We start from the raw sequence: 25,559 nt of genomic DNA, 5'->3' as shown, positions 1-25,559 counted from the left end.
GGGGGAGATAAAATCGAGTTTATACCGGTTCAGGACCAAGTGGCCACGATCAGCATGATGATGAGAATCACAGCCATGCCCAGGATCACGGGAAGCAGCCACCGCGGGCGGGCGGGTGCCCGCATGTCGGGCAGCGGAGCCGGGGGGCGTTCGACCTTCGTCTCCAGACGCGAACTGGTCGCGTGGTGGGACGCCGTCACCGTCACGTTCCCACCTGAGGTGCCCGGAGCCGGCATCGCCATTACCCGATGGGTCCCGCTGACGAGGGTGGTTGGAGCCGGGAACTTCGCCGTGATCAGGGCCTCCAGCTGCTCCCGGGTGCCCTTCAGCAGGGTGTTCACGTACTCGGCCACATCATGCTCGGTGATGGGCGTACCCTGGCGCTGGAGGTACTCCCGCAGGTCCCGCTCCATGAACCGCGCGGAGGGATAGCGGTGATCCACGCCCCGCTGCAGGGCACGGCTGACGATGGCCGCGATCTCCTTCGACACGTTCGGATTCGTCGTCGCCAGGTCGGAGATGCGGCCCAGGCGCACCTTTTCGAGCACGCCCAGCTCTGAATCCGCCTGGAAGCAACGCTCGCCCGTAAGCAGTTCGAAGAGGACTAGACCGAGGGAATAAAGGTCCGAGCGGTTGTCCAGGGGCTGGCCCGTGGCCTGCTCGGGGCTCATGTAGAGCAGCTTGCCCTTCAGCGCGCCCGCCACCGTGTGGCTGGCCTTGCTGGCGGCCTTGGCGATGCCGAAGTCCACCAGCTTGACGGCGCCTTCGGTCGACAGGATGACGTTCTGGGGGCTGATGTCGCGGTGGACCAGCTTCAGCTCCCGATCGTCGAAGCCCCGCTTCCGGTGGGCGTAGTCGAGGGCCGCGGCCACCTTCATCACGACAAAGGCCGCCACCTGTTCGGGGATGGGCATGCCGTACTCGCGCACCTTCTTCAGCAGGGTGCGGAGGTCGCGGCCGTTCACGTACTCCATGGCGATGTAGTACGAGCTGCCGGCCTTTCCGAGATCGAAGATCTGCACGATGTTCGGATGGGTGAGCTGGGCCGCCAGCTTGGCCTCGTCGATGAACATCGTGACGAAGTCCTCGTTGTCGCTGAAGTGCGGCAGGATGCGCTTGATGGCCACGATCTTCTGGAAGCCTTGGACGCCGCGCTGCTGGGCCTTGAAGAGCTCGGCCATGCCGCCGACGGCGATCTTTTCCAGCAGGAAATAATTTCCGTACTCCTCGAGGACCTGGGAACCGGCCGGGATCTCAGCCCGCGGAGCCGGAGGCGGCGGCGCCGCTGCAGCCTCACGTCCAGTGGGCGGGTTCGCGGCCGCCCACTCGAAGGGATCGTTCACGCCGGAAATCCCGCTGAGCGTGAAATCCGACGGACCCAGCGGTTCCGCCGTCTCGACGGGCGCCACGGGCTGGGGTTCGGCCACCCGGATCGCATCCACCTTGACGGAGGGAACCGGCAGATTCCCGCGCTCGGGCTCGGTGTTGGTCAGGGATTCGACCTCCTCGATGACGGGACCGAAAATCTCCTCCGCGCTCATGGGTGGTCGAGATGCCGGAACCGGCAGAGCGGCCCTGGGCACGCCGTTGAAGGCCACCACCGGGGTCGCTGCCGGTGCCGGGACTTCGGCCCCTTCGAGATCGGCCAGCAGGTCGCCGAAGATGTCATCGCTGGTGAGTTTCGGCGCTTCGGGACGGTACTTCCGCAGGGTTTCGGCGAAGTCACCCGGAGAGAGCGTCCGGTCCAGGAAGGCCTGGACCTCCAGGGGCTGTCCCAGGGGCGCCGATCCCGCCGTCGAGGCTTCGGAGAGCACGAGCACGGGCAGTCCGGGTTTCCGCCTGCGAAGCGCCTCGGCCACCGCGTAGCCCGAGCCGCCGGGCACGGTATCCAGCAGCAGCAGATCCGGCACCAGATCCCGGCCCAGAAAGGCCCGGGCATCCGCCGATCCGAGCCACTGGAGATCCCAGCCATCCCCCTCCAGGGTGGTGGCTAAGCCGGGAGTCCGAACGGACTCGCCGTCCACGATCAGCAGCATGGGGCGGGACATGTAGCTCCGGAGAAGAAGCATCCAGGGTAACGGGAGGGATTCAACCTCGCCATAACCACGAATTCGGGATACACTTCTCGTTCGGCCCGGTCCTGCCCGGCAGCTCCGGTCGAAATCCACGGGAAAGGAGGTGCATCCACTATGCCTTTGGTCAAGGTCAAAGAAGACGAGACGTTCGAGTTCGCCCTTCGCCGCTTCAAGCGGAAATGCGAGAAGTCTGGCATCCTCAGCGAGCTGAAGAAGCGCCAGCACTACGAGAAGCCCAGCGCCAAGCGCAAGCGGAAGATGCTTGCCGCCCGTAAGAAGACCCTGAAGCGCCTCGCGCAAGAGCGTCGCATGATCGGTTGATACGGCTCGGTGCACCGCACCGCGTGAAAAAGGCCCGCATCCGCGGGCCTTTTGTTTTACTGAACGTTGGATGAACGAAGACAGGCCATGAATCCCGAACTCGAAGCCCTCGAATTTCCCGAAGCCGTCCGCCTGGTCCAGTCGGGTGCGCGGACCGACCTCGCGCGCCGAGCCCTGGGCGCCATGCAGCCTGGAGACGGCCTGGCGGGGCTGCGTCGCCTGCACCAGATGGAGCTGCAGGATCTCTGGGCCGCCTCGCCGGACCTGCTGCCCGTCCTGCCCCTGGACGAGAGCCTGGACGAGCTGCTGAATCCCGCGGGCTGGCTGCTGCCCGAGCACTGGCGGCAACTGCGGGACGGGCTGAAGGCGCTCTCCCGCCTGCTGCAGAGCCTGGCCTCCCTGCCCTGGCCCGAATCCCGCCCCGCGCCGCCGGGCACCCACCTGGGCATTGACCGGCTCCAGGTGACGGCCGCCCTGCTGCCTGATCCGGCCCCGCTCGCCGAGCGGCTGGCGAAGAGCTTCAATGCCGATGGCCAGCTCGATCCCCTGCGCATCCCCGCGCTGGCGAGCCTCCACCGCGTGCGCCAGGAAGCCTTCCAGGCCGTGCAGGCCAAGCTACAGAAGCTGCTCCGGTCCGCGCCCGACGCCTTCAACGAGGCGATGATCGTCGAGCGCAACGGGCGCTTCTGCCTGCCCGTGCGCCAGGAGCGGCGCGGCCTCATGCCGGGCCTGGTGCTGGATCGCAGCGGCAGCGGCGCCACGGTGTTCGTCGAACCCATGGAGGCCGTGCCCCTCAACAACGCCTTCGTCGAAGCCGACCGCGACTACGCCCAGGCCGTCCAGGCCTTCCTGCGGGAGCTGCTGGCGGACCTGCGCGCCCGCCGGGAGGACTTCGTGCGCTGGCGCGACCTGCAGGCCCAGGCCGACCAGGGCCTCGCGCTCCTCCGCTGGGCCACCCTCTGTGATGGCCTCCTTCCGGAACTCGCCACGGATCCCAAGGAGGGCCGCCTCTGCCTGCTGGAGGCCCGCCATCCCCTGCTCCTGCCCGCCGTGCGGGAAGCCATGGGTCTGGAGCCCCTGCCCCACCCGGTGGTGCCCCTCAACCTGGTGCTCGAACCCCAGAAGCCGGGCCTCATCATTTCGGGTTCGAACACAGGCGGGAAGACCGTGGTCCTCAAGACCGTGGGCCTGCTCTCGGCCCTGGCCTCCTGCGGCTGCGCTGTGCCCGCGCGGGAGGGCTCGGCCTTTCCCGCCCTGCCCAGCCTCCACGCGGACATCGGCGACCACCAGACGATCACGGGAAGCCTCTCGACCTTCAGCAGCCATATCTTGCATCTGAAGGAGATCCTGAAAAGTGTTCATGACGGCGGTCTGGTGCTGCTCGACGAGCTCGGCACGGGCACGGATCCGAAAGAGGGCGCCGCCCTGGGCATCGCCCTGCTGCAGACGCTATCACGCCGCCACTGCTGGATCCTCTGCTCCACCCACCTCGGCGAGATCAGCCAGTGGGCGTTACGCCACACGCGCTTCCAAAACGCCTCCGTCCAGTTCGACGAGGAGCGCCTGGCGCCCACGTACCGCCTGCTGGTGGGGCAGCCCGGGCAGAGCCGAGCCCTCACCATCGCGGCGCGGTTGGGCCTGCCCCGTCCCGTGCTCGATCACGCCGACAAGGTGCTGGGCAAGCGCGAACAGGACTGGCGCGATTTCCTGCGGGAGCTGGAGGCCGAGCGCATGCGGCTGATGGAGGAATCCGAGCTTCTCCGCCAGCAGCAGACCGCCGCCGACAAGGACCGGGAGATCCTCCGCCAGCGGGAGGAGAAGCTCCGCCTCGAACGCGAGACCTTCCAGCGGGAATCCAAGGAGAAGGTGGCGCGGGTGCTGGACTTCCTCGATCACGAGGGCAAGCGCCTCGTCCGGGAATTGAAGGATCGGCAGAAGGCTCAGGCCGTGAATGCGGATCGCCTGGGCACCGAGGCCCACGAACGGGTGAAGCAGCTCACCCGCCTCGCCGAGGCCGAACTGCTGCCCGCGAAGGGCCCTGCCAAATCCGCCCCGCCGAAGGAGGTCCGCGAAGGCGGCTACGCGCGGCACCGCGGCCTGGGTGTCGAAGGCCGCGTGGCCTCCCTGAAGGGCGATCGGGCCACGCTGGAAACCCAGCAGGGCCGCCGCCTGGAATGCCGCCTGGGCGAACTGGAACCCATCGGCGCCAAGGAGGCCGCTCCCCGGGCCTCGGGCAAGGTGCGCGTACGCGCCGAGGTGCAGGAGGTCGATTCCGAGATCAACCTCATCGGCCGGGCCAGCGACGATGTCGACAGCGAGATCTACCGCTTCGTGGAGGAGGCCCTGGCGGCAGGCCGCCGCTTCATCCGCATCGTCCACGGCCACGGCACCGGAAAATTGAAAGCCGCGGTCAGAGAAGCCCTGCGCGGACACCCCGGCATCTCCCGGATTGAAGACGCGCCTCAGGCCCAGGGCGGCGCCGGCGCCACGGTGGTCACGCTCCGCTAACCCCCCAAAATTCAACTCCCCAGGCAAAGGGCCGATGGGACGTCACACCTGTTCAGAGGCGGATCATGGAATTCTGGAACAACCTCAACATCCGCAAGAAGCTGCTGTATTCGATCCTGGCCCTCGCGGTCTTGCTCGGACTGGCTTCCACGGCCTTCTCGCTATGGCGGCTCAACTCGGCCCTGAATGACGGACTGAGACTCAAGGGGGAAAGCCTCGCGGTGCTCGTGGCCGACGGCATCCAGTCCGGTGTGCAGTTCGAGGACATGGGCCTGGTCGAACGCGGCCTCGACGGCATGAAGGACGATGCGGATGTCACCCAGGCCGCCCTCGTCAGCCAGGATCCCGCCACCCACGCCACCAAGGTCGTCACCAAGTCCAAGGCCAAGGCCTCCCAGGTGGACCTGGTGCCCTTCGCCGACGCCATGCTGAAGGAAGTCGCGAAGGATCCCTCCAAGGAGCGCCCCGCCTTCGAGAAGGACGGGTACATGGTGATCAGCGCCCTCGTGAAGATCGAAGGCGCCCCCGTGAAGTCCTACCTGATGCTGCTGGTCAACCGGGACCGGCTCCACAAGGACCAGTTGGCCGCATTCGTGGGCATGGCGGTTCTGGGAATCCTGATGATCGCCGCGGGTGTCGCTGCCGCCTTCCTCCTGGGCAACGCCATCGTCACGCCCCTCGAAAACATCCAGAAGCGCATGCGCGACATCTCCGAAGGCGAGGGCGACCTCACGGCCCGCCTGGAGGTGCACGGCAACGACGAAATCGCCGCCCTGGCCGGCCACTTCAATCGCTTCGTGGACAACATCCACCAGATCGTCCAGCAGGTGATGGCCATCTCCACGAACATCGCCTCGGGCTCGCTGCAGATGTCCGCCGGCATGTCGGAAATGCACAGCACCGCCCAGAGCATCGCCCACGCGGCCGAAAGCCAGAAATCCAGCGTGTCGACCACCACCGAAAGCGTGCAGGGCATCGCCGGCGCCTCCCAGGTGGTCAACTCCAACGTGGGCGACGCCCTCGGCGTGTTCGAGCAGGCCCAGCAGGCCGCCGGCAAGGGCGGCACGGCCGTGGGCAGCGCCATTTCGGGCATGCAGGCCATCAACCAGAACTCCAAGCAGATCGGCAACATCCTCACGGTGATCACCGAGATCGCCAACCAGACCAACCTGCTCTCCCTCAATGCCGCCATCGAGGCCGCCAAGGCCGGCGAGCACGGCAAGGGCTTCGCGGTGGTCGCCGAGGAAGTGCGCAAGCTGGCCGAACGCAGCGCCACGGCCGCCAAGGAGATCACGGCCCTCATCCAGACCTCCAACCGCGCCATCACCGATGGCACCAAGATGGTGAACACCGCCGGCGAGGCCCTGAACAGCATCCAGAGCGCCATCACCGACTCCGCCGAGCGCATGAAGACCATCGGCACCCAGAGCGAGACCCAGAGCCGCGACAGCCAGTCCGTCGTGGCCGCCATGGGCAACCTCACGGCCATCGCCGAGCAGAATGCCGCCGCCATGGAACAGATGGCCGCCACCATCAAGGAATCCACCCGCACCGTCGACGAACTCAGCCACCTGGCCGAGCAGCTCAATTCGCTGGTGGCCCGGTTCAGGATCTGATCCTTCGCATTTCTCTTGAAAAGGCCCCGCATCTGCGGGGCCTTTTTGTGCTTGTCCAGATCGGGAGCTCCCGGGGTGTGATGGCCACCATCGCGTGGGCCGCAGGGTTCCCTGCGCGAGCCTTGCGTAGGAGACCTCCACCCGCCGGCGACCCTCATGCAGACAAAACAAAGGCCCCGCGAAAGCGGGGCCTTTGTTTTGGAGCGGGCCTTTAGAACTTGGCGCGGACGCCGAACTGGATCTCGCGAGTCTTCCGGTCCGGCACATTGGTGTAGCCGAAGTCGGAGAACGGCGTGCCCGTGGGGCTGGAAGCGTAAGTGGTGCTCGTGGTCCTCTGGTTGGCCCAGTTGAACACGTTGAAGATGTCAGCGAAGGTCTCCACGCGGAAGCGCTTGGTGATCTCGAAATCCCTGGAGAACCGGGCATCCAGGGTCCTCATGCTGAGCTGGCGGAAGGCGTTGCGGGCATAACCCTTGTCCAGCGCGAAATCGTTGGTGAAGGTATCGCCATTGGTATCGTTGGAGTAGTTTGCACTGTAGGGCCGGCCGCTGCTGTAGCTGTAGTTCACGGAACCGCGGATGCCCCAGATCACGGGGAAGTAGCCGGCGAAGGTGAACCGGATGCGGCGATCATTGTCGCTGTACCCGTAGGAATCCATGGGATTGGCCGGGGTGGCGATGGCGGAGGTGGTCCCGAAGGTGTCGCGCTCGTTGCTGTTGTTGTCCTTGTCCTGGGCGAAGGTCAGGGCCGTCTGGAACCCGTAGCCCGAATCCGAGAACTTGGAGGCCGTGAGGGCCAGGGCCTGGTAGCGGCCTTCGCCATCGTTCTTGGACAGCGCCACATTGCCGAAGCCAGTCAGGTCGAGGAGGTGGCCCCGGACGATCGCCTTGTTCGGGCGGCCGTTGGTCCCGGTGGTGGTGAAGCGGTTCACCTGGGTCTGGAAGCCATTCTGGTACCAGCCATTCGCATTGAAGGTGCCGTCGGCATTGGCCTGCCACGCGTTGATGTTCACGAAGTACTGGAGGTTCTCCAGCATCGTGTAGACGCCCATGATGCCGAGCTTCAGGCCGTTGGCGTACTGGTGCTCCAGCCCCAGGGACATGCGCTTGGCCACCGCCAGCCGGTTGTTCGGATCCCACACCTGGCCGGTCTTGGAGGCGGAAAAGGCCGAGGCCAGTCCATAACTCCCCGGGTTCCTGAGCACGTCCTGCGGAAGGGCCGTGAGGACGGTGCCCGCGTTCGTGACCCGCGTCCCGTAGGAGAGCAGGCCGGAATTGAAGGCCGCCAGCAGCGGCGCCGCGGCCCCCGAACTGGTGATCACAAAGGTGCTGGTCGTGTTGCCATTGCTGTTCATGGTGTTCGAAACGGTCAGGGAGGGATTGGGGCTCGAGAAGTGCCCGTACCCGCCCTTCAGCAGCGTGGTGCCCTTGCCGTCGAGGTCATAGGTGAAGCCGAAGCGGGGATCCTTCGCGGTCGTGCTGTTGGCCTGGTCCAGGCCCTGGAAGCTGGCATTGGGCCGGGGATTCGCGGGCTGGTCCTCCTGGGTGACGCGGAGGCCCAGGCTGAGGTTCAGGCGGCGGTCCAGCAGACCCGCGTACTGGGCCTGCACGTAAGAGGCGATCAGCTTGGAACCGTAGGAGATGGTGCCGTCGTAGTCGCTGTACGATCCTGTGTACTGGAGACGACCCACAAAATTGGCATTACCTGGAGTCGAATTAGCCGTAGTAAAGCCTCCTACAGCCCAGAGGTTGGCGGTCTGGTAGTTGCTGAAGGCGTAAGCACCGTTCTGGTAGCGGTAGAAGGAGTTCACGAAATCGAACTTCTGGTAGTCGATACCGCCCTTCAGGGTCCAGTCACCCTCGTTCCAGGTCAGGTTGTCGATGAACTGCCAGGTCTTCTCGTCCAGGCCGTTGGGCAGGAAGTTGGTCTGGCCCCAGGTGAAGCCGCTGGAGACCTGCACTTCAGGCGTGGCGGTGGTGTTGGCGTAGCGGGGTCGGCGCTCGATCGCCCGCTGGAGACGTGCTTCGTTCACCACATTCGTGCCGAAACTGCTGTTCAGTTCCAGAACCCAGGAGAGGCCACTGTCCTTCTCGGTGCCCTGGTTGGACACGCCGGTGGTCGGCGCGAAGGTGGACTGGAGGCTGGTGGTGCCGTTCAGCCACTTCAGATCCTGGGCGTTCACACGCAGGGTGGCCCGGTGGCTTTCGTTGATGGTCCAGTCCAGGCGCCCGAAGTAGGTGGTGTTGCGCTGATCCGACGTGTAGGGGCTACCGCTTTCCGAGGCCAGGGTGTGGCCGTCGTTACCGACGACGAGCTTGCCAAAGGTGGGCAGGAAGGTCTGGAAGTAGGTATCGCTGTTGAAACCGGTGGACGCAGTCGCGAAGCTGGGCGTCATGTTCTCGGTGTAGTGGAGGGTTTCCACGCCGATGAAGAAGTGCAGCTTGTCCTTGATGATCGGACCGCCGAACACGAAATTCATCATGTCCTGCTTGAACTCGCGGGTCAGGGCAGTCTGGGTGTTGACCGTCCCCAGGCGGTCATAGGGGACCGGGCGGATCTTCGAGACCATCGAAGAGGGGCGGATCTGGTAGAGCACCGAACCGCTGAACTCGTTGGTGCCCGTCTTCGAGACGGCGTTGATCACCGCGCCCGCCGCGTTGCCGTACTGGGCGTCGTAGGCGTTGGTGATGATCTGCAGTTCCTTGATGGTGTCGGCGCCGAAGGTGAAGGGAATGCGCGTCGAGCCGCGCTGCTCGCCGAAGAAGTTCGACTGGTACGAGGCACCGTCGATGGTCAGGTTGTTCTGGATGCCGCGGGCGCCGCCGACGGACACCCGCGTGCCGTCATCGTTGGGGGCGGACATGGGCGTCAGGTTGACCAGGTCGGTGAAGTTGCGGCCATTGAGCGGAATGGATTCCACCATCTTGCTGTCGACGGCGGTGACGTTGTTCACCTGGGTGGTGTCCAGGGTCTGGCTGGAGGCGACGATTTCCACGGTGGCGGAGGCTTCGGCCTTGTCCAGGCTGAAGTTCGCAACGGTGTTCTGGCCCAGGGATACCTGGACGCTCGTGTCCTTCAGAGCGCGCATGCCCGAAGCGGTCACGGTCAGTTCGTAGTTGCCCACGGGCAGGAGACCGATGTGGTACTCGCCCTGGACATCGGAAACCGCGGTCCGCGTGAAACCGGTCTCGCGGTTGCGCAGCAGCACCGAGGCGCCCGCCACCGACTTGCCGCCCTTGTCCTTGATCTGGCCCCGGACGGCGCCACTGGTGGAGGAGGTCTGGGCCGAGGCGACCATCGTGCAGGCCAGCGCCGTCAAAGTCAGGGTTGCCAGTCTTCGATTCATGCATGTCTCCTGGGGCCCGCAGGGGCCGTGATCAATCTGCACGGATGCACTCTGGGGGGAGGGTAATCCATGGTCAGAGGAATACCCCCAGCATTCCCGATCCCGGGCAGGCGGCTCAAGTGTCTTTTTCGCCCGACAAGTTCCCAAAGATTTTCAACGAGCAACATTCATTCGTTACTCGGAATGCTTTCAACGCTTGGGAGCTCAGGCGAGGTTCCGGGCCTTCAAAAAGGTCACGAATCCGAAGTCGCCATCGCTGATGTGATGTTTCAGCCAGCCTTCCATGAACGTCGGGACGAGCATCGCCATGGCCTGATCGCTCTCCTGAAACTTGGCCAGCAGTTCATGGAGGCTCGTGAGCATCGTGGCGTGTTCGGACACATGCTGCGTGAGGTCCGGGTAGCCGTACCGGGCCATGATGCCTTCCTCGGTGGCGAAATGCCGTTCGGAGCACGTCACCAGGTCCTCCAGGAGGGCCTCGACCTCGGTCCGCCTGGTCCCGTCCTGGACCATCCGGCGAAGCGCCTCAACAATCCGGAACAGCTCCTGGTGCTGCTCATCGATGATGCGGATGCCGGTGTCGTACCGCGTGTTCCACGAGGTGTCCATGATCCCGGGGCTCCCTTGTCCTTGAATGTCTCACAGATACAGGATGGTCGAACAAATGCTCGCCCAGGCAGCCAAAGCCACCAGTTGAAGGTAATTTCAATTGACCTTGTGATCAAGTGAATTCGCCCTGCGGGTAGACGTTTCATCCGCGACTTCGAGTCCTCCCACCACGAGGAAAGGCCCCTTCGGGGCCCTTGATTGGTACCGGTGGTCGGACTCGAACCGACACTCCTTTAGGGGGAAACGGATTTTGAGTCCGTCGCGTCTGCCATTTCGCCACACCGGCCAGGAGGGCCAGGATATCGCAGGGACGCGGGTTTTCAAAGCGCCGTGAGCGGAATGCGCCGTCCGGCGCCGAAGGCCTTGGGGCTCACCTTGAACGCGAAGGGCAACTGGCGCCGCTTGAACTCGGTGCGACGCAGCAGGCCCAGGATGCGCGGCAGGGCCGCCCGTGCCTGGGCCAGGGCCTCGCCTTCCAGCATCAGGGCGAGGTCGTCCGCCAGGCTTTCTTCGGGTCGCTGGGCTTCGAGGGCCGCGCCGAGGATGGCATCGAGCTGCGCGTAGGGCAGCAGGCTGGCCTCATCGGTCTGGCCGGGCCGCAATTCCGCCGTGGGCGGACGATCGATCACACCCCGAGGCACGGCCGGGCCCAGATCCCGCGCCAGCGCGTAGACGCGGGCCTTGAGGCAGTCCCCCAGGGGTGCGAAGGCGCCGATACCGTCGCCGTAGAGGGTGAAGTACCCCGTGGCGGCCTCGCTCTTGTTGCCGGTGTTGAGTACCGCCACCCGCTCGGATCCCAGGCGCTGCTGGATCTCCGGTTCGGTGGTGAGGGCCATGAGCAGACTGCCGCGGCTGCGGCTCTGCAGGTTCTCGTCCGTCAGGCTGAAGCTGCGGCCTGGCAGAGCCTTCGCCAGCGCCGCACCGAAGCCCGCGAAGGGCGCGTCCGCATCCAGCTTCAGGAAGCCCATGCCCAGGTGGCGCGCCTGCTGCTCGGCGAAGGCGGAGCTCTCCTCGCTGCTGAACCGCGTGGGCAGAGCCACGCCGAGCACCCGATCCGGTCCGAGGGCCTCGACGGCGAGGGCCGCGGCCACGGCGCTGTCGATGCCGCCGGACAGGCCCAGCACCAGGGCCTGGAGCCCCTGCTTCGCCAGGTTGTCCCGCAGGCCCGTCACCAGGGCCTTGTGCAGCCAGGGGCCCTCCTCCTTGGCGCGCCAGGCCTCCCCCGGCGCGCCGGGATCGACCATGAAGGTGCCCTCCCGGAACACCTCCCCGCCCTGCCAGCGCCCGTCGGGCAGGGCCAGTCCGGAGCCGCCGTCGAAGAGGAGCCAGCTTTCCGCGCCCACACGGCTGGCATAGGCGATGGGGATCCGGTACTTCTGCGCGAGTCCCGGCAGAAGGCGGCGGCGCTGGGCATCCTTCGAGGGGATCGCCCAGGGCGCGCTGCGGCCCTCGGGCAGCCAGCTGCCCAGGGCGCTGGGACTGGCGCTGGCGTTGAGGATCAGCGTGGCGCCGGCCGCGGCCAGATCCGCGATGGGATCCACGCCGTATTCCACCGGCACCTGACCCAGCGAGGGATCGGCCCAGAGGTCTTCGCAGATGGACAGCCCGATGCGGTGGTTGCCGAAGGCGACAAGCGGCTGGTGAGACGGATCCGGCTCGAAGTAGCGATGCTCGTCGAACACGTCATAGCTGGGCAGCACGCGCTTGCGCGCGCAGTGGCGCAGGGCGCCCCGCTCGCACCACCAGAGCTCGTTCCAAAGACGGCCCGAGGGCGCGGGATGGGCCGTTCCGAATACGAGCGGCACTGGACCCGCCAGCGCGGCCAGGCGCATGGATTCCGCCTCGATGCGCCGGCGCATGCCGGGCTCCCAGAGGCGGTCTTCCAGCAGGTAGCCAGGAATGGCCAGTTCCGGCGCCAGCACCAGGTCGGCCCCGCCGGCGACGGCTTCCGCGTAGGCCGCCTCCACCTTGCGGCCGTTGCTTTCGGGATCACCGAGGCGGGCGTTGAGCTGAAGGAGCGCGATCTTCATCCCACCACGTTACCAGCCTCCTACCAGCGGATCTCCGCGCAGGTGCCACCTTCGGGACGCATGGTGAGGCGCAGGTCCGCCCCCTGGGCGTTGAGCCATTTCAGCGCCAGGGGAAGGCCCAGCCCCGTGCCGTCCGGGCGCCCGCTTTCGAAGGGACGCAGCATGCGAATGGCCGTGTCCTCGGATAGGCCCGGCCCCTCATCCAGGATGTCCAGCCGTCCCTCGGCGATCCGCACCAGCACGCGGCTTCCGAAGGGGGCGGCCGCGCACGCGTTCTCCAGCAGGTTCACGAGGGCCTGGTGCAGCAGCACGGGATCGCCTTTGGCCCCGCCCCGGCCCTCGCACAACAAGGTCTTTCCCTGGCTGACGGGCCGTCGTTTCAACTCCGAGACCGCCTGGGCCGCCACATCCTCCAGGCGTAGCGCCTCGGCGATGGGTTCGAGGGGCTTGGCCCATTGGAGGAAGCGCTGGACCAGCCGCTCCAGATCGTCCGTCTCCTCCAGCAACACTTCGGCGGCATCGCCGTGCCCCGCCCGCCTCAGCAGCTGTCCCTGGCCCTTCAGCACGGCCAGCCCATTCTTCAGCTGATGGGCCACGCCGGCGGTCATCTCGCCCAGCTCAGCGAAGCGCTCCCGCAGCTGGCGGCGCCGTTCCTCGGCTTCGGCCTCAGTGATGTCCTCGAACTGGATGAGGGCGCCGATGCGATCCGGCGCCTCGATGCGCTGGACGCGCCAGCGCCGTCCCAGGGCCTCCACCCGGTGGGCAGGTCCAGGTTCCCGATCCAGGGCCTCATGCAGCCAGGGGAAGGGTTCCAGCACGAACGCCGCCTGCAGGCCGATCACGCCGGGGGTCACGCCGAGCAGCTCCTGACCCCGCCGGTTCATGGCGGCCAGGCGCTGCCGCTGGTCCACCCAGATCAGGCCCGTGGGCAAGGCGTCCAGAAGCCGCTCGTGGACCGTCCTCAATTCGCCCAGGGAGGCCGCCAGTTCGCCGCGTTCCCTCAGGCTGCCCGATACGGCGGACAGGACCAGGGAATCGGGATCCGCCGGCGTCCGGCGCTTGATCCGGGCCCAGCGGATCAGCATCAGCAGCAGGCCGCCGATCACCGATCCGACGGGGAGGGCCAGAATCAGCCAGGCGAAGACGTGGGGTGACATCCCCTCAGGTTATGCTGGTTTTCATGGACAGGCAGCCCATCTACATCGTGTCCGGAGGATCCGGGGAGACCGCCCACCGCATGGTGCAGGCCGCCCTCACTCAGTTCGCCAAGGGCGAAAGCTCCGCCCTGGTGCGCCGATTCCAGAACGTGCGGTCCCAGGAGGACCTGGACCGGGTGCTCTCCGCGGCTTCAGAGAAGCGGGCCGTCATCATCCACACCACCGTCTCGCGGGAGATGCGGGACTACCTCGACCGGCGCTGCTCGGAGCTGCGCCTGACCCAGGTGGACCTCTTCGGCAACCTGCTCGACACCCTGGCCCTCTACCTCCGGGAACGCCCCGAGGAGCTGCCCGGCAGCTTCCACGCGGTGGGCGACAAGTACTTCCGCCGCATCGAAGCCATCGAATTCGCCCTGAAATACGACGACGGCATCGACATGGGCGGGCTGCCCGAATCCGACATCGTGCTGGTGGGCATCAGCCGCACGAGCAAGACCCCGCTCTCCATGTATCTGGCCATGGAAGGCTACAAGGTGATGAACGTGCCGCTCGTGCCCGGCGTGCCCCTGCCCCCCGAGCTCGAGACCATCCCCCAGGGGCGCATCGTGGGGCTCACCATCCAGGCGGACCGGCTGCAGGAGATCCGTGCCTACCGCCTGAAACGCCTCGGCGCCTCGGGAAGCGCCGACACGTACAGCGACATGGGACACATCCTCGAGGAATTGAGCTACGCCGACGGAGTCTTCAAGCAGCACCGTCGCTGGCCCGTGCTCGATGTGACGGGACGCAGCATCGAGGAGACCGCGGGCCTGGTGCTGGACCGCGTCTTCGGCAAGGAAAGGGCGGTCTAGGCCATCACTCGGTGGCCAGGATGACGTTCGAGGCCTTGATGACGGCCCAGGCCGTGTCGCCCACCTTGAGCCCCAGGTGCTCCGCCGAACCCTTCGTGATCGTGGAGACGATTTCCACGCCGGGCGAAAGCTCCAGCACCACCTCGGACTCCACGACCCCGTGGGTGACGGCCTTCACCTTGCCCTTGAGCATATTCCGCGCGCTCAGTCTCATCATGGCCTCCTCGCTGGTCTGGAAGGTCGGCCCCCGGCGCCTTCCGGTCAAGCTCCAATTGAAGCCCGAGGCCCGAGGCTGCCTCGGCACCGCTCCTATTTCGTGTCCCGATCCATGAAATCGTGGATGAGACGGTAATAGCCGGGCAGCGCCTGGTGGAGCTTGGCCCGCCCCTTCCTGGTCAGTCGGACCTGCTTGGCCCGCAGATCCTGATCGTGGGTCTGCAGGGTCAGCAACCCTTCTTCCACCAGCGCCTGGAGGGTGCGCGTCATGACCGGACGGGACACATCCAGCCGCTCGGCCACCTCGCTCGCCAGGAGGCCATCCCGTTCGAATTCGCGGTCCAGCACCACCAGGATGAGATACCGCAGTTGGGAGAGTCCCCGCGACGCGAAATATTCCTCCAGTTCGCGCATGAGGAGGCTGGCCTTCCGCAACATGTGAAGGGCCTCATCCACCTTGTCCACGTCCATGGCCGTGAAACGCTCGCGGTAGGCTTCCAGGGTCGTGCGGCTGGGCAGGTCTTTGAGAAAGAACATCAGGCCCCCGAATGCAGCTGGCCGATCAGGTCCGTCGAACTGATCCGCCCCCCGAAATGATGCACCACCTCGCGCAGCACATGCTCGTGTTGCGCCCGCGTGAAGGCCGCGCAGCCGTCCTCGACCACCCAGGCGTTCAGGCCGAAATCGTGGGCTTCTCGCAGCGTGGATTCGACACAGACGTGGGTCGCGAAACCGAGAAGCAGCAGCGTGTCGATGCGGTTGTTTCGCAGGAAGGCGTCGAGATTGGAATGCTTCAGCACGCTCGCGCCCGAACGTCCGAGGGTGCTGAATTCCCCCGGCAAGGGCTCGAAGGGCGCCACGTGCTCGGCGCCCGCGCCCGTCCAGGTGCCGGCCCTCGGGATGGCCGCGCGAAGCCCCAGCACATCCTTCCCTCCCGCGAACAGGCGGTAGGTCGGATCCCCGCGGAAATCGAGGCCGGCATGCACGATGGGCCAGCCGCCCTGGCGGGCCACATTCAAAACTTCCGCGGCCCGATCCACCGCCGCGCGGAAGGCGGCCTTGTCCTCCACGAGACGCTCGTACAGCACCCCCCGGCCTCCGATCCACTCGGCCTGGAACTCGATGAAGACGAGCGCCGTGCGTTTCTTGTCGAACGTCGTGAGGGGGTGCGTCATCGGGTGCTCCTTGAATATAGTTATCATGGTAATCATTTAATTCAATTCGTCAACGCCCCCTCCTCGACCGCCCCGACAAGGGCCTTCGGCGCAAGCCTAGAGCGCATCCTCCAGCCGCTGCACAAGCGTCCTGAGGATCTTGATCCGCCCGTAGTACTTGTTCTCGCTTTCCACCAGGGTCCAGGGCGCGATCTCGGTGCTGGTGCGGTCCAGCATGTCGCAGATGGCGGATTCGTAGGCGGGCCACTTCTCGCGGTTGCGCCAATCCTCTTCGGTGATCTTGAAGCGCTTGAAGGGCGTGGTCTGCCGCTCCTCGAAGCGGCGCAACTGCTCCTCCTGGCTGATGGACAACCAGAACTTCTGCTGGATGGTGCCGTTGCGCGCCAGCTGGTCCTCGAAATCGTTGATCTCGCTGTAGGCACGCTGCCAATCGGCTTCGGAGCAGAAGCCCTCCACACGCTCCACCAGCACACGGCCGTACCAGCTGCGATCGAAGATGGCCACCTTCCCGCGCCGCGGCAGGTTCCGCCAGAAGCGCCAGAGGTAGGGCTGGGCACGCTCCTCCTCGGTGGGCGCCGCCACGGGATGGATGCGGTAGGTCCGCGCGTCCAGGGCCTGAGTGATGCGCCGGATGCCGCCGCCCTTCCCCGCCGCGTCCACGCCTTCGAAGACCAGCACCACCGAGTGCTTCTTGAAATTGCGGTGCCGCGTCAGCAGGTTCAGCCGGCCCTGCAGCGTGAGCAGTTCCTCCTCGTAGTCCTTTTTGTCCATCCGCTTCGAAAGGTCCAGGGCCCGCAGGATGTTCAGGCCGTCCAGGGCCGCCGGCGGCGGCAGCACGAGGGGCGCGGGGCGGGGCTCGGGATGGTCCAAGCGGGCCCGGATCTTCTCCAGGACGAGCTTCCCCACGGTGAGTTTCTGGTAGCGGGGATCCGTGGCCTCCACCACGATCCATGGCGCGTCGGCGCTGCTCGTGGAGCGCAGGGCCCGCTCGGCGACCTGACGGAAGGTGTCGTACATCTCGAAATGCTTCCAGTCCCGCGGCGTCACGCGCCAGCGGGTCTTGGGATCCTTCTCCAGCCCCTTCAGCCGTTTCTTCTGGGTCTCCTTGCTGAGGTGCATCCAGAATTTCAGAACCAGGGCCCCCTCGTGGATGAGCATCTGCTCGAAGCGGGCGATGCGGCCCATGTCCTGATCCAGGTCCGAGGTCTTGATGCGGCCGTGGGCCCGCTCGAGGATGGGCCAGGAATACCAGGAGCCATCGAAGATCCCGATCTTGCCCTTGGGCGGCAGCATGCGCCAGTAGCGCCACATGTGGGGCCGTTCCCGCTCCTCATCGGTGGGTTCATCGAGGCCGTGGGTCTGGATGTGGCGGGGGTCCATCCATTCGTTCAGGGTGTTCACGGTCTCGCTCTTGCCCGACCCGTCCACGCCCGCTACGAGGATGACCACGGGGAACTTCGCGGCGGCGAGGTCGTACTGCGCGTCCAGCAGCGCCTCGCGAAGCGCCGGGATCTCCTTGTCCCAGACCTCCTTGGAGACCTTGTGGCCGAGTTCCGCGGATTCGAACATGGTTCCTCCGGGCCGGATGCCTTTTCTTTCGGCGGGAAAGCCACGATAGCTGATTTCCAGAACCCCGCCCGTGGAATGCCCGTGAAATGATGGGGCCATGGTTTCCATCACCGATCCCATCTCACCGGCCATCGCCCATGCGAAGCGGATCCTGTTCGAGCCTTTCGACCTGCGGAAATGGTTCGTGCTGGGCTTCTGCGCCTTTCTCGCCAACCTAGGCAGCGGGGGTGGATCCTACAACTACAACGGCAACCCCTTCGACCGGACGAACCGGGGCGCCCGGCCAGACTTCCAAGCGGTGACCTCCTGGATCGGCGAGCACCTGCCCCTGGTCATCGCCCTAGGCATCCTGCTCTTCGTGGTCATCCTGGCCCTGACGGTGCTGTTCCAGTGGCTGAGCAGCCGGGGCCAGTTCATGTTCCTGGATGGCGTGGCGCACGATCGCGCCGAGATCGCGGAACCCTGGACGCGCTTCAGGACGCCCGGCAACCAGGTCTTCCGGTTCCGCCTCATGCTCATGCTGGTGGGCCTCGCGCTCTTTCTCGTCTGCGGCGGCCTCGGCGTGCTCATCGCCCTGCCCGACATCCACGCCCGCACCTTCGGGAGTTCGGCCCTCACAGCCCTTGTGGGCGCCGGAGGGCTGCTGGTGCTCGGCAGCCTGGCCCTCGGAGTCCTCAGCCTGCTGCTCCGGGATTTCGTCGTGCCGATCATGTACCGCCGCGGCCTGGACACCTCCGCGGCCTGGGCGGTGCTGAGGGAGGAACTGCTGCCGGGCCACACGTGGCACTTCGTGGGCTTCTACCTGATGACCCTGCTGCTCTGGATCCCCGCCTCGCTGCTGATCCTGGTGGCCTGCTGTCTCACCTGCTGCGTGGCCCTGCTGCCCTACCTCAGCTCCGTGGTCTGCCTGCCCCTCTTCGTCTTCTTCCGCTGCTACTCCCTCGGCTTCCTGGAGCAGTTCGGCGACGATTGGCGCATCATCGAAACCACCGAACCTCAGATCTAGTATTCATTCGCCAGATCGCCCGCCCGCACCTGCTTTTCGAAGGGCTGGAAGACGGGAGCTCCCGCAGTCTGGGCGATCCATTCGGCCACGCGGATGCCATCCACCGCCGCGGAGGTGATGCCACCCGCGAAGCCCGCGCCCTCACCGCAGGGGTAGAGACCGCGATGGGACACGGATTGTCCATCCTCGCCCCGCAGCAGCTGGATGGGGCTGCTGGTGCGGCTTTCGATGGCCAGCAGGATGGCCTCGCGGCTGGCAAATCCATGGATCTTCTTATCGAAGGTGGGCAGCGCGCCCGCCAGCTGTTCCTGCACGAAGTCCGGCAGACAGGTGCTGAGGTCCGACGCCACCGCGAAGGGGCGGAAGCTGGTGCGGGGCAGTCGACCCGTGGCCCGGCCCTTCAGGAAATCCTGCACGGCCATGGCCGGGGCGCCGTAGGTCTCGCCCGCCGCGCGGAAGGCCGCCTGCTCCCATTTGCGCTGGAAGTACATGCCCGCCAGCAGGTGGTCGCTGCCGAAATCCGCCGTGTTGACCTTGGCCACGAGCCCCGAGTTGGCGAAGCCCGAATCCCGCTTCTCGTTGCTCATGCCGTTCACCACGACGCCGCCTTCCTCGCTGCTGCACTGGATCACCTCGCCGCCTGGGCACATGCAGAAGCTGTAGGCCGCGCGGTTCAGACCGAAGTTGCAGACCAGCTTGTAATCCGCGGCGGGCAGCGCGGGATGGCCGGCGCTGGGACCGTACTGGGAGCGGTCGATGAGATCCTGCGGATGCTCGACGCGCACGCCCATGGCGAAGGGCTTCTGGCGCATGGCGACGCCGTGGCGGTGCAGCATCTCGAAGGTATCGCGGGCGCTGTGGCCCGGGGCCAGCACCAGGGCCTCGCAGGGGAGCTCCTCGCCGGTGTCGAGCACGGCGGCGCGAACACGGCCTTCCGCGTCGAAGCGTACGTCGGTCAGCCTGGCGCGGAACCGGTACTGGGCACCGCGGCTCTCGGCTTCCTTGCGGATGAGCACCGCGCAGCGGCGGATCACGTCGGTGCCCACGTGGGGCTTGGCCAGGTAGAGGATCCGCGGGTTCGCGCCGAAGCGCACGAAGGCCTCCAGCACGTAGCGCGTGGCGGGATGGCCGATGCGCGTGGTGAGCTTGCCGTCGCTGAAGGTGCCCGCCCCGCCCTCGCCGAACTGGGCGTTGGCCTCGGGATCCAGCACCGCATCCTTCCACAATGTCGAGATGGCCTTCACGCGCTCGCCCATGGCGGGCCCGCGCTCCAGCACGATGGGCTCGATGCCGTAGTCCAGCAGGCGCAGGGCGCAGAAGGTGCCCGCGGGCCCGCTGCCCACGACCACCACGCGGGGCCGGCGCGGAGGCGGCGCCACGGCATAGGGCGTCGGGGCCGGCGCCGGATCAACCTTCAATCCCCCCGGGAGGGGGCCGATTACGAGATTCCGGTCCGTGTCGAAGCTGAGGGTGGTCAGGAACCGGATGGCCCCCTTGTGGCGGGCATCCAGGCTGCGGCGCTCCAGCCTGACGTCGCGGTAGTCCTTCGGCGCGCCGCCCAGGGCATGGGCCAGCGGCTTCGCCAGATCCAGCGCCTCCTCGCCCAGGTTCAGCGGCAGATTGGAAAGCAGGTAGCGCATGGTCGCCTCGGCGGAAGGAGTCCACGGGACTCAAAGCCAAGGCCCAGGATACCTGGAAGGGATCACCTCCCCAACCGGTCCCGGCCTCCTGCGAGGCCAAGCACAAAACCTTTATGCGCCTGTCCGAGACTCAGACTTCCACGGTGTTTCGATCGTGGTCCCTGAGCTTCCCGAGCCGATCCTTCATCCGGATCCCGAGGTCTTTCAAATCGCCCCGGAGTTGCGGCCCAGTCTTTGGTGTGGTGAGGGCGACGACCAGGGCCCCGAGGGCGGCCCCCGCCAGGAAAACGATCATCGAGGTACTCGCCATGCCACGTTCATCACTCATGTGGTCCCTCCTTTGCAGCGGCTCTCTGCCGACGGAACAAATGTAGGACGCTTCGCAGGCCTGTCAGGAGGGCCTCGAGGATATTTGGCCTCCTTTCGTGGCCCCCAGTCAGAGCGGATGAAACCTGCATCAGACTGATGACGATCTGCGCTAGTCCGGAAGGATGATCCAGGTTGTGGGCGACGCGCTGGGTCAGGCCTTCCACCTCCGTGCGCACGGCGTGGATATCCTCCGCGATGCGGTCCAGATCCTGGGAGGAGCGCTCCGCCAGCCGCTCCAGGGCCAGGGCGGTCCGGCGCGCCTGGAAGAGGAAGGGAATCAGGAAGGCGACGACCGCCAGAATGGCCAATCCAAGGATGATCTGAAGCGCCATGGTCATGGTGCACCTCGACTTGGGCCCTCGTAGTATGGGGCGCTCCGATGGAAGTGGCCCATTTTTTTGCCCGTCACGGACCTTCCACCGGAGGATGCACTCCGGATCCGGGACTCAGCGTTCCAGAAGCTTGATGAAGGCGATCACGGCGCCCTGGGGATCCTTGGCGACGCCGAAACGCCCGACGGTGGGGATGTCCTTGGGCGGCACCAGGCAGACGCCTCCCATCCGGGCCAACGCGGCCGCCGCTTCATCGGCATCCTTGACCGCGATGTAGGGCATCCAGGCGCTGGGCACGCCCTCCCATTCCGGCCCTTCCATGCCCATCATGCCACCGATGGGCGCTTCCCCGGCGTGGAACTCGGTGTAGGTCATGCCGAAGTCATTCTTGGTGACGGCCCGCCATCCGAAGAGCGCCGTGTAGAAGGCGATGGAGGCGGCCGTATCGCGCGAGTAGAGCTCCGTCCAGCAGAGGCCCCCGGGGCGGCCGAAGAGGCCCGCGCCACGGTGTTTGCCGGACTGCCAGAGGGCCAGCGAGGCCCCGTCCGGATCGCGCATGAAGGCCATGCGGCCCACGTCGGGGATGTCCGTGGGGGCCATCAGCACCTGAGCGCCCAGCTCCTGCGCCCGGGCACAGCTGCGGTCGGCGCTCTCCACCACCACGTAGGAATTCCAGTGGGGCGGCGCGCTCTGCTGCGGGCCCATCTGGTAGCCGGCCGCCGCATCCAGATCTCCGGCCCTGAAGATCGTGTAATTGCCCATGGCCGAAGGCACGTCGAAGGCCGACCAGCCGAAGAGGGTGCCGTAGTAGGCCTTCGCCGCGGCGATATCCGTGGTGGCAAGTTCCGGCCAGCAGAAGTGGCCGATGGGTGCGAACTGAGGTTCGGACATGGGGGCCTCCGGGAATCGGCGCCCAGCTTACTCCCGTTTCCCGGGCGGTATATCGTGGGAACCGGTGGCGCCATGAATGAGTCGGAATTGAATCAGGTGGTGGTGGCCGGGGGTACGGGCCTGGTGGGGCGGGCCCTCGTGAAGGCCCTGCTGGAGCGGGGTTCGCAGGTGACCGTGCTGACCCGGAACCCCGGGCGCCAGCCGCTTCCCGCAGGAGCTTCGGCTCATGACTGGGAGGATCTGCCGGCCCTGCTGGAAGGCGCCGACGCCGTCATCAACCTCGCGGGCGAAGGCATCGCGGATCGGCGCTGGAGCCTGGCGCGCAGGGCCGCCATCCTCGACAGCCGCATCGGCGCCACCGCGCGCCTGGTGGCGGCCATGCGCGGCTGCAGCCGCCCGCCCCGGGCCCTGGTGAACGCTTCGGCCGTGGGCTACTACGGAAGCCGCGACGAGCAACCCGTGGACGAAGCCGCCGACTCGGGCCTGGGATTCCTGCCGGAGGTGTGCCGCGCCTGGGAGATGGAAGCCCTGGCCGCCGGCAGGCTAGGGGTTCGCGTGGCGCTCATCCGCATCGGCGTGGTGCTGGCGAAAGAGGGCGGTGCCCTGCCGAAGATGGCCCGTCCCCTGCGCTGGTTCCTCGGCTGCAGGCTGGGCACGGGCACCCAGGGCCTCAGCTGGATCCACCTCGACGACCTGGTGGCCATGTTCATCGAAGCCGCGCGGAACCCGGCCTGGGTGGGCGTCTTCAACGGCACGGCACCGCAGCCCCTCGGCAATGAGGCCTTCACGCGGGTTATGGCGGCGCGGCTCCGCCGCCCCGTGCTGCCCGTGCCGGCCGGCCTGACCTCCTTCGGCCTGCGGGTCCTGCTGGGCGAGATGGCCGAGGAACTGCTGCTCCGCGGCGCCTACGTAGTGCCGGCGCGGGCCCAGTCCCTGGGATTTGATTTCCGGTTCCCCACCGCGAAGGGCGCGCTGGACGATCTCCTGGCTGATTGAGCTGGACGGCCTACCAGGCCCGGCCCCCGACGAGGAGCGCGAGCACCAGCCCGCCCGCGGCCAGGCCCGCCGCCAGCAGTTTCGGCCCTGAGAGCCGGGTCCACAGCAGCGTGCCCGAAAGGCTGAGGAAGACCAGGGCCCCGGCGAAGGCATCGGAGACCAGGATCCAGGCGACCTGGCCGCCATCCCCCTTGTGGAGCCGCTTCAGGGCCTGGATCAGGTTCGCGTCGCGCTGTTCCAGTTCCACCGTTCGGTTGCCCGGCGCATAGGTGGCCGTGGCGAAGTGCGCGTGACCGAGGAAGACCACGGTCCACTGCTCGGCGACCTGCACCGGCGCGCCCCCCACGCGTCCCGGCCTGGGCGTCTTGACGAGCCACTTCACGCGGCTCGTGGGCACGTCGAAGCGGGCCGCCAGCGCCCGGGCCAGGGCTTCGGGACTGGCCGGCGCCTCGGCGAATGCCACGGTGACTCTGCGTTCCTGGATCTGCCCAGCCTCGATCTTCAGGACACCCCGGTGGTTCAGCAGGAAGCCGGTGAGGCCGAACAGCAGGCCGAACGCAGCACCACTGAGTCCCACCCAGGCGTGGAGCTTGCGAAGTCGGCGCAGGAAGGCCCTCTGCTTCGCCCGCGGAACGCGCCGGAAGCCTGCGGCATGAGGGGAATGACTCGAAGCGTCCACCGGATCAGACTCCATCAGAAGCGGCAGGACAAGGTGAGCTGCGCCCGGCGGGGAGAGCCGACCACGATGTTGTAGTCGTTCCCAGCGGTCGGGTAGTAGCGGCGGTCCAGGAGGTTCTCGAGGTTCAGGGAGAGCCGGTTCTGCTTGCCGAAGCTGAAGTAGACCGCCGCATCGGCGCGGATGAAGGCGGGCAGGATCACCGCGTTGGTCGTGCTGGCGAAGCTGCTCGACTGGTGGATCAGACCCAGACCCAGCGCCCACTGGGACGTGAGCTCCACCTTGTTCCAGCAGGTTGCCGCGCGGCGCGGCACCAGCGGAACCTGGGTGCCCGCGGGCACGGCCGCGCTGGTGGCGCTGCCGCCCGTGGCCTTCACGACGCGCGCATCCAGCTGCGCGAAACCGCCGTAGACCTGCCACCGCTCGGTCACCTGGCCCTGGAAGCCGAGCTCCAGGCCATCGGTCCGCTGCAGGCCCGACAGCACCAGCTTGGTCGGGTCGTTGGGATCCTTGCTCTTCACATCGGCGCGATCCAGGCGGAACAGGGCCGCCGTGAGCGCGAAGCCCGGGCTCAGGTCCCACTTCCCGCCCAGTTCCCAGTTGGTGGCCTTTTCGGGCTTCAGGTCCGCGTTGCTGGCGCTGAGGGAAAGCGTTTCGCTGCTCGGCAGGAAGGCGTAGCTGTAGCTGAGGTAGTAGGAGGAAGCCTCGGTGGGCTGGTAGATGAGCCCGGCCCGCGGCGAAGCGGCCTTGTCCGTGTGGGCGAGGTCGACATTGGCCGCGTTCCGGTCATCCAGGGCGACGGCGAAGCGGTCGTAGCGGAGACCCAGCACCGCCTTCCAGTGGGAGGAGAGGCTGATCTGATCCTGCAGGTAGAGGGCCGCCAGGTTGGCGACGACTTCGTTGTTCGTGTCGCTGCTCGCGGCGGCCCAGCGGGTGACCGAGGCCCGGGGATTCGCGGCCCCCACCGTTGCGGTGGTGGCGGTGCCGGCGGCGCCGAAATAGCCCGTGAGGCGCGTGTTCTCGCTGTCCTGGTGACCCAGTTCCAGGCCCGCCAGCAGCAGGTGGTCCATGCCCGCGACCCGGCCCCGCCATTCGAGTTCGGTCTGATCGAACAAGTTGATCCGGAGGTTGGCCTGACTGTAGGCCGAGATCCTGAGCCGCCCCGTGGCGGGATCCACGACGCTGTTCGGCTGGACATTCTGCCGCAGGGTGTCGTAGCGCGTGGCGCGCAGGGTGCTGCGCAGCAGGACATTCGGCGCGAGGTTCGATTCCACTCGGGCGGTGAATGCGTCCACCACGGCGGCGCTGGGGCTCTGGGCCGGATCGCCGAAGAAGCGCTCCCGCGGGGCCTCGTAGGGACGACCGTTCAGAGCCGGAAGGCCGCGATCCGTCGTGCGCCGATCCTCGAAATGCTCCACGCTCAGCAGGGCCAGGGTGTCGCTTCCCGGAGCGAACTCCACCACGGGGTTGAGGCCCGAGCGCCGCAACTGGTAGCCCTCCCGGAACCCCTTGGCGTCCTCGGCCACGCCGTTCACGCGATACCGCGCCCCGCCGAGCTGGCCACCGAGATCCACGGCGCCGCGTTTGTCGTCCCAGCTGCCCAGGCTGAGTTCGGCCTGGGCCAGGGGCTGATCGAGGGGCCGCTTCGTCACCCGGTTGACCACGCCCCCGCCGCCGCCCCGGCCGAAGGTCATGCCGCTGGGCCCCTTCAGGATCTCGATGCGCTCGGCGTTGTAGGGATCGCGGAAGTAGAGGGCGTCATCCCGCAGGCCGTCCACGAAGAAATCCGACGAGGTGCTGATGCCGCGCAGCACGGGCTGGTCGCGTCCGCCCTCGCCGGGATTCATGGAGGCCCCCGGCACGTAGCGGATGACCTCGGCCATGCTCTTCATGCCCTGATCCTTGACGAGGCTTTCCGGCACCACCTGCACGGACTGGGGCAGGTCGGCGAGGGGCGTGTCGGTCTTGGTGAGCGTGGCCGAGCGGCGCGCCCGGTAGCCCTTGACGGGGCCATCGGCCCTTTCCTTCGACTTGGCCTTCTTCCCCTTCACCTTCACCTCAGGAAGGGCGGCCTCGGCCGCTGGAGGGAGCTGCGCAGGGCTCTCCTGGGGTGACAGACACGCGAGCAGGGACAGCAGAAGCACGTGGGACATGGGGTTCCTTTCAGACAGAGGCA

The 25,559-nt window shown here is 66.8% G+C and carries 21 protein-coding genes and 1 tRNA gene; 6 read left to right on the top strand and 16 right to left on the bottom strand.

Annotated features, from left to right (window positions below; translation table 11 throughout):
- Window positions 1-29: 29 nt before the first annotated feature.
- A complete protein-coding gene (locus tag QSJ34_RS00900; RefSeq protein ID WP_285569056.1) occupies window positions 30-2,048 on the bottom strand; it encodes a serine/threonine-protein kinase in 2,019 nt (672 codons plus the stop codon).
- A gap of 141 nt (window positions 2,049-2,189) precedes the next feature.
- Between QSJ34_RS00900 and rpsU the strand changes: the two genes are divergently transcribed.
- The 3 genes from rpsU to QSJ34_RS00885 all read left to right on the top strand — a co-directional run bounded on the left by rpsU (window position 2,190) and on the right by QSJ34_RS00885 (window position 6,520).
- Entirely contained in the window at window positions 2,190-2,396 is a 207-nt protein-coding gene (gene rpsU, locus QSJ34_RS00895; protein WP_285569053.1) for a 30S ribosomal protein S21, read from the top strand.
- Window positions 2,397-2,483: 87 nt separating this feature from the next.
- Window positions 2,484-4,904 (top strand): endonuclease MutS2, encoded by a 2,421-nt coding sequence (locus tag QSJ34_RS00890; RefSeq protein ID WP_285569051.1) that lies wholly within the window; start codon window positions 2,484-2,486, stop codon window positions 4,902-4,904.
- A gap of 65 nt (window positions 4,905-4,969) precedes the next feature.
- Window positions 4,970-6,520: a methyl-accepting chemotaxis protein gene (locus QSJ34_RS00885; RefSeq protein WP_285569048.1), complete on the top strand. Its 1,551-nt coding sequence runs from the start codon at window positions 4,970-4,972 to the stop codon at window positions 6,518-6,520.
- 211 nt (window positions 6,521-6,731) lie between these two features.
- Here the strand turns inward: QSJ34_RS00885 and QSJ34_RS00880 are convergent, their stop codons facing one another.
- From QSJ34_RS00880 to QSJ34_RS00860, 5 genes are all read right to left on the bottom strand, one after another.
- The gene (locus tag QSJ34_RS00880; protein ID WP_285569046.1) at window positions 6,732-9,866 is read right to left on the bottom strand and encodes a TonB-dependent receptor; all 3,135 of its coding nucleotides are present in this window, start codon (window positions 9,864-9,866) and stop codon (window positions 6,732-6,734) included.
- Window positions 9,867-10,070: 204 nt separating this feature from the next.
- Complete coding sequence (locus QSJ34_RS00875) at window positions 10,071-10,475, bottom strand: bacteriohemerythrin (protein WP_285569044.1); 405 nt, start codon at window positions 10,473-10,475, stop codon at window positions 10,071-10,073.
- Between the two features lie 199 nt (window positions 10,476-10,674).
- A tRNA-Leu gene (locus QSJ34_RS00870) sits at window positions 10,675-10,761 on the bottom strand.
- Between the two features lie 34 nt (window positions 10,762-10,795).
- Complete coding sequence (gene nadE, locus QSJ34_RS00865) at window positions 10,796-12,505, bottom strand: NAD(+) synthase (RefSeq protein WP_285569042.1); 1,710 nt, start codon at window positions 12,503-12,505, stop codon at window positions 10,796-10,798.
- Between the two features lie 20 nt (window positions 12,506-12,525).
- Window positions 12,526-13,662, bottom strand: coding sequence for a sensor histidine kinase (locus QSJ34_RS00860; RefSeq protein WP_285569037.1), 1,137 nt, complete (start codon window positions 13,660-13,662; stop codon window positions 12,526-12,528).
- Window positions 13,663-13,685: 23 nt separating this feature from the next.
- On the opposite strand from QSJ34_RS00860, the gene QSJ34_RS00855 reads away from it, so the two are divergent.
- A complete protein-coding gene (locus QSJ34_RS00855; RefSeq protein ID WP_285569035.1) occupies window positions 13,686-14,513 on the top strand; it encodes a pyruvate, water dikinase regulatory protein in 828 nt (275 codons plus the stop codon).
- A 4-nt stretch (window positions 14,514-14,517) separates the two neighbouring features.
- Here the strand turns inward: QSJ34_RS00855 and QSJ34_RS00850 are convergent, their stop codons facing one another.
- From QSJ34_RS00850 to pap, 4 genes are all read right to left on the bottom strand, one after another.
- Entirely contained in the window at window positions 14,518-14,727 is a 210-nt protein-coding gene (locus tag QSJ34_RS00850; RefSeq protein WP_285569033.1) for a TOBE domain-containing protein, read from the bottom strand.
- Between the two features lie 95 nt (window positions 14,728-14,822).
- Window positions 14,823-15,266 (bottom strand): MarR family winged helix-turn-helix transcriptional regulator, encoded by a 444-nt coding sequence (locus QSJ34_RS00845; RefSeq protein ID WP_285569031.1) that lies wholly within the window; start codon window positions 15,264-15,266, stop codon window positions 14,823-14,825.
- Window positions 15,266-15,904, bottom strand: coding sequence for a cysteine hydrolase family protein (locus QSJ34_RS00840; protein WP_285569028.1), 639 nt, complete (start codon window positions 15,902-15,904; stop codon window positions 15,266-15,268). Before QSJ34_RS00840 ends, QSJ34_RS00845 begins: the two co-directional genes overlap by 1 nt.
- Before the next feature lie 96 nt (window positions 15,905-16,000).
- Complete coding sequence (gene pap, locus QSJ34_RS00835; protein ID WP_285569025.1) at window positions 16,001-17,473, bottom strand: polyphosphate:AMP phosphotransferase; 1,473 nt, start codon at window positions 17,471-17,473, stop codon at window positions 16,001-16,003.
- A gap of 97 nt (window positions 17,474-17,570) precedes the next feature.
- On the opposite strand from pap, the gene QSJ34_RS00830 reads away from it, so the two are divergent.
- Window positions 17,571-18,479 carry a DUF7544 domain-containing protein gene (locus QSJ34_RS00830; RefSeq protein ID WP_285569022.1) on the top strand — a complete coding sequence of 303 codons (909 nt, stop codon included), beginning with the start codon at window positions 17,571-17,573 and terminating at the stop codon, window positions 18,477-18,479.
- Here the strand turns inward: QSJ34_RS00830 and QSJ34_RS00825 are convergent.
- The 4 genes from QSJ34_RS00825 to QSJ34_RS00810 form a co-directional block, all read right to left on the bottom strand.
- A complete protein-coding gene (locus QSJ34_RS00825; RefSeq protein ID WP_285569020.1) occupies window positions 18,476-20,119 on the bottom strand; it encodes an NAD(P)/FAD-dependent oxidoreductase in 1,644 nt (547 codons plus the stop codon). The genes QSJ34_RS00830 and QSJ34_RS00825 overlap by 4 nt on opposite strands.
- A 130-nt stretch (window positions 20,120-20,249) precedes the next feature.
- Window positions 20,250-20,447 (bottom strand): YtxH domain-containing protein, encoded by a 198-nt coding sequence (locus tag QSJ34_RS00820; protein ID WP_285569017.1) that lies wholly within the window; start codon window positions 20,445-20,447, stop codon window positions 20,250-20,252.
- Entirely contained in the window at window positions 20,440-20,826 is a 387-nt protein-coding gene (locus QSJ34_RS00815; protein ID WP_285569014.1) for a DUF948 domain-containing protein, read from the bottom strand. Before QSJ34_RS00815 ends, QSJ34_RS00820 begins: the two co-directional genes overlap by 8 nt.
- A 108-nt stretch (window positions 20,827-20,934) precedes the next feature.
- Complete coding sequence (locus QSJ34_RS00810) at window positions 20,935-21,711, bottom strand: VOC family protein (RefSeq protein WP_285569011.1); 777 nt, start codon at window positions 21,709-21,711, stop codon at window positions 20,935-20,937.
- A 72-nt stretch (window positions 21,712-21,783) separates the two neighbouring features.
- Here QSJ34_RS00810 and QSJ34_RS00805 point away from each other — a divergent pair, with 72 nt between their 5' ends.
- Entirely contained in the window at window positions 21,784-22,707 is a 924-nt protein-coding gene (locus QSJ34_RS00805) for a TIGR01777 family oxidoreductase (RefSeq protein WP_285569008.1), read from the top strand.
- Between the two features lie 10 nt (window positions 22,708-22,717).
- On the opposite strand, the gene QSJ34_RS00800 is transcribed toward QSJ34_RS00805, so the two are convergent.
- Together QSJ34_RS00800 and QSJ34_RS00795 are read right to left on the bottom strand one after the other, a co-directional pair.
- Complete coding sequence (locus QSJ34_RS00800; protein ID WP_285569004.1) at window positions 22,718-23,386, bottom strand: PepSY-associated TM helix domain-containing protein; 669 nt, start codon at window positions 23,384-23,386, stop codon at window positions 22,718-22,720.
- A 14-nt stretch (window positions 23,387-23,400) separates the two neighbouring features.
- Window positions 23,401-25,536, bottom strand: a complete 2,136-nt coding sequence (locus QSJ34_RS00795) for a TonB-dependent receptor (RefSeq protein ID WP_285569002.1) — start codon at window positions 25,534-25,536, stop codon at window positions 23,401-23,403.
- Window positions 25,537-25,559 lie beyond the last annotated feature (23 nt).

The organism is Geothrix limicola (assembly GCF_030268085.1).
Lineage (GTDB): Bacteria > Acidobacteriota > Holophagae > Holophagales > Holophagaceae > Geothrix > Geothrix limicola.
This window is presented reverse-complemented; position numbering and strand designations above follow the sequence as displayed.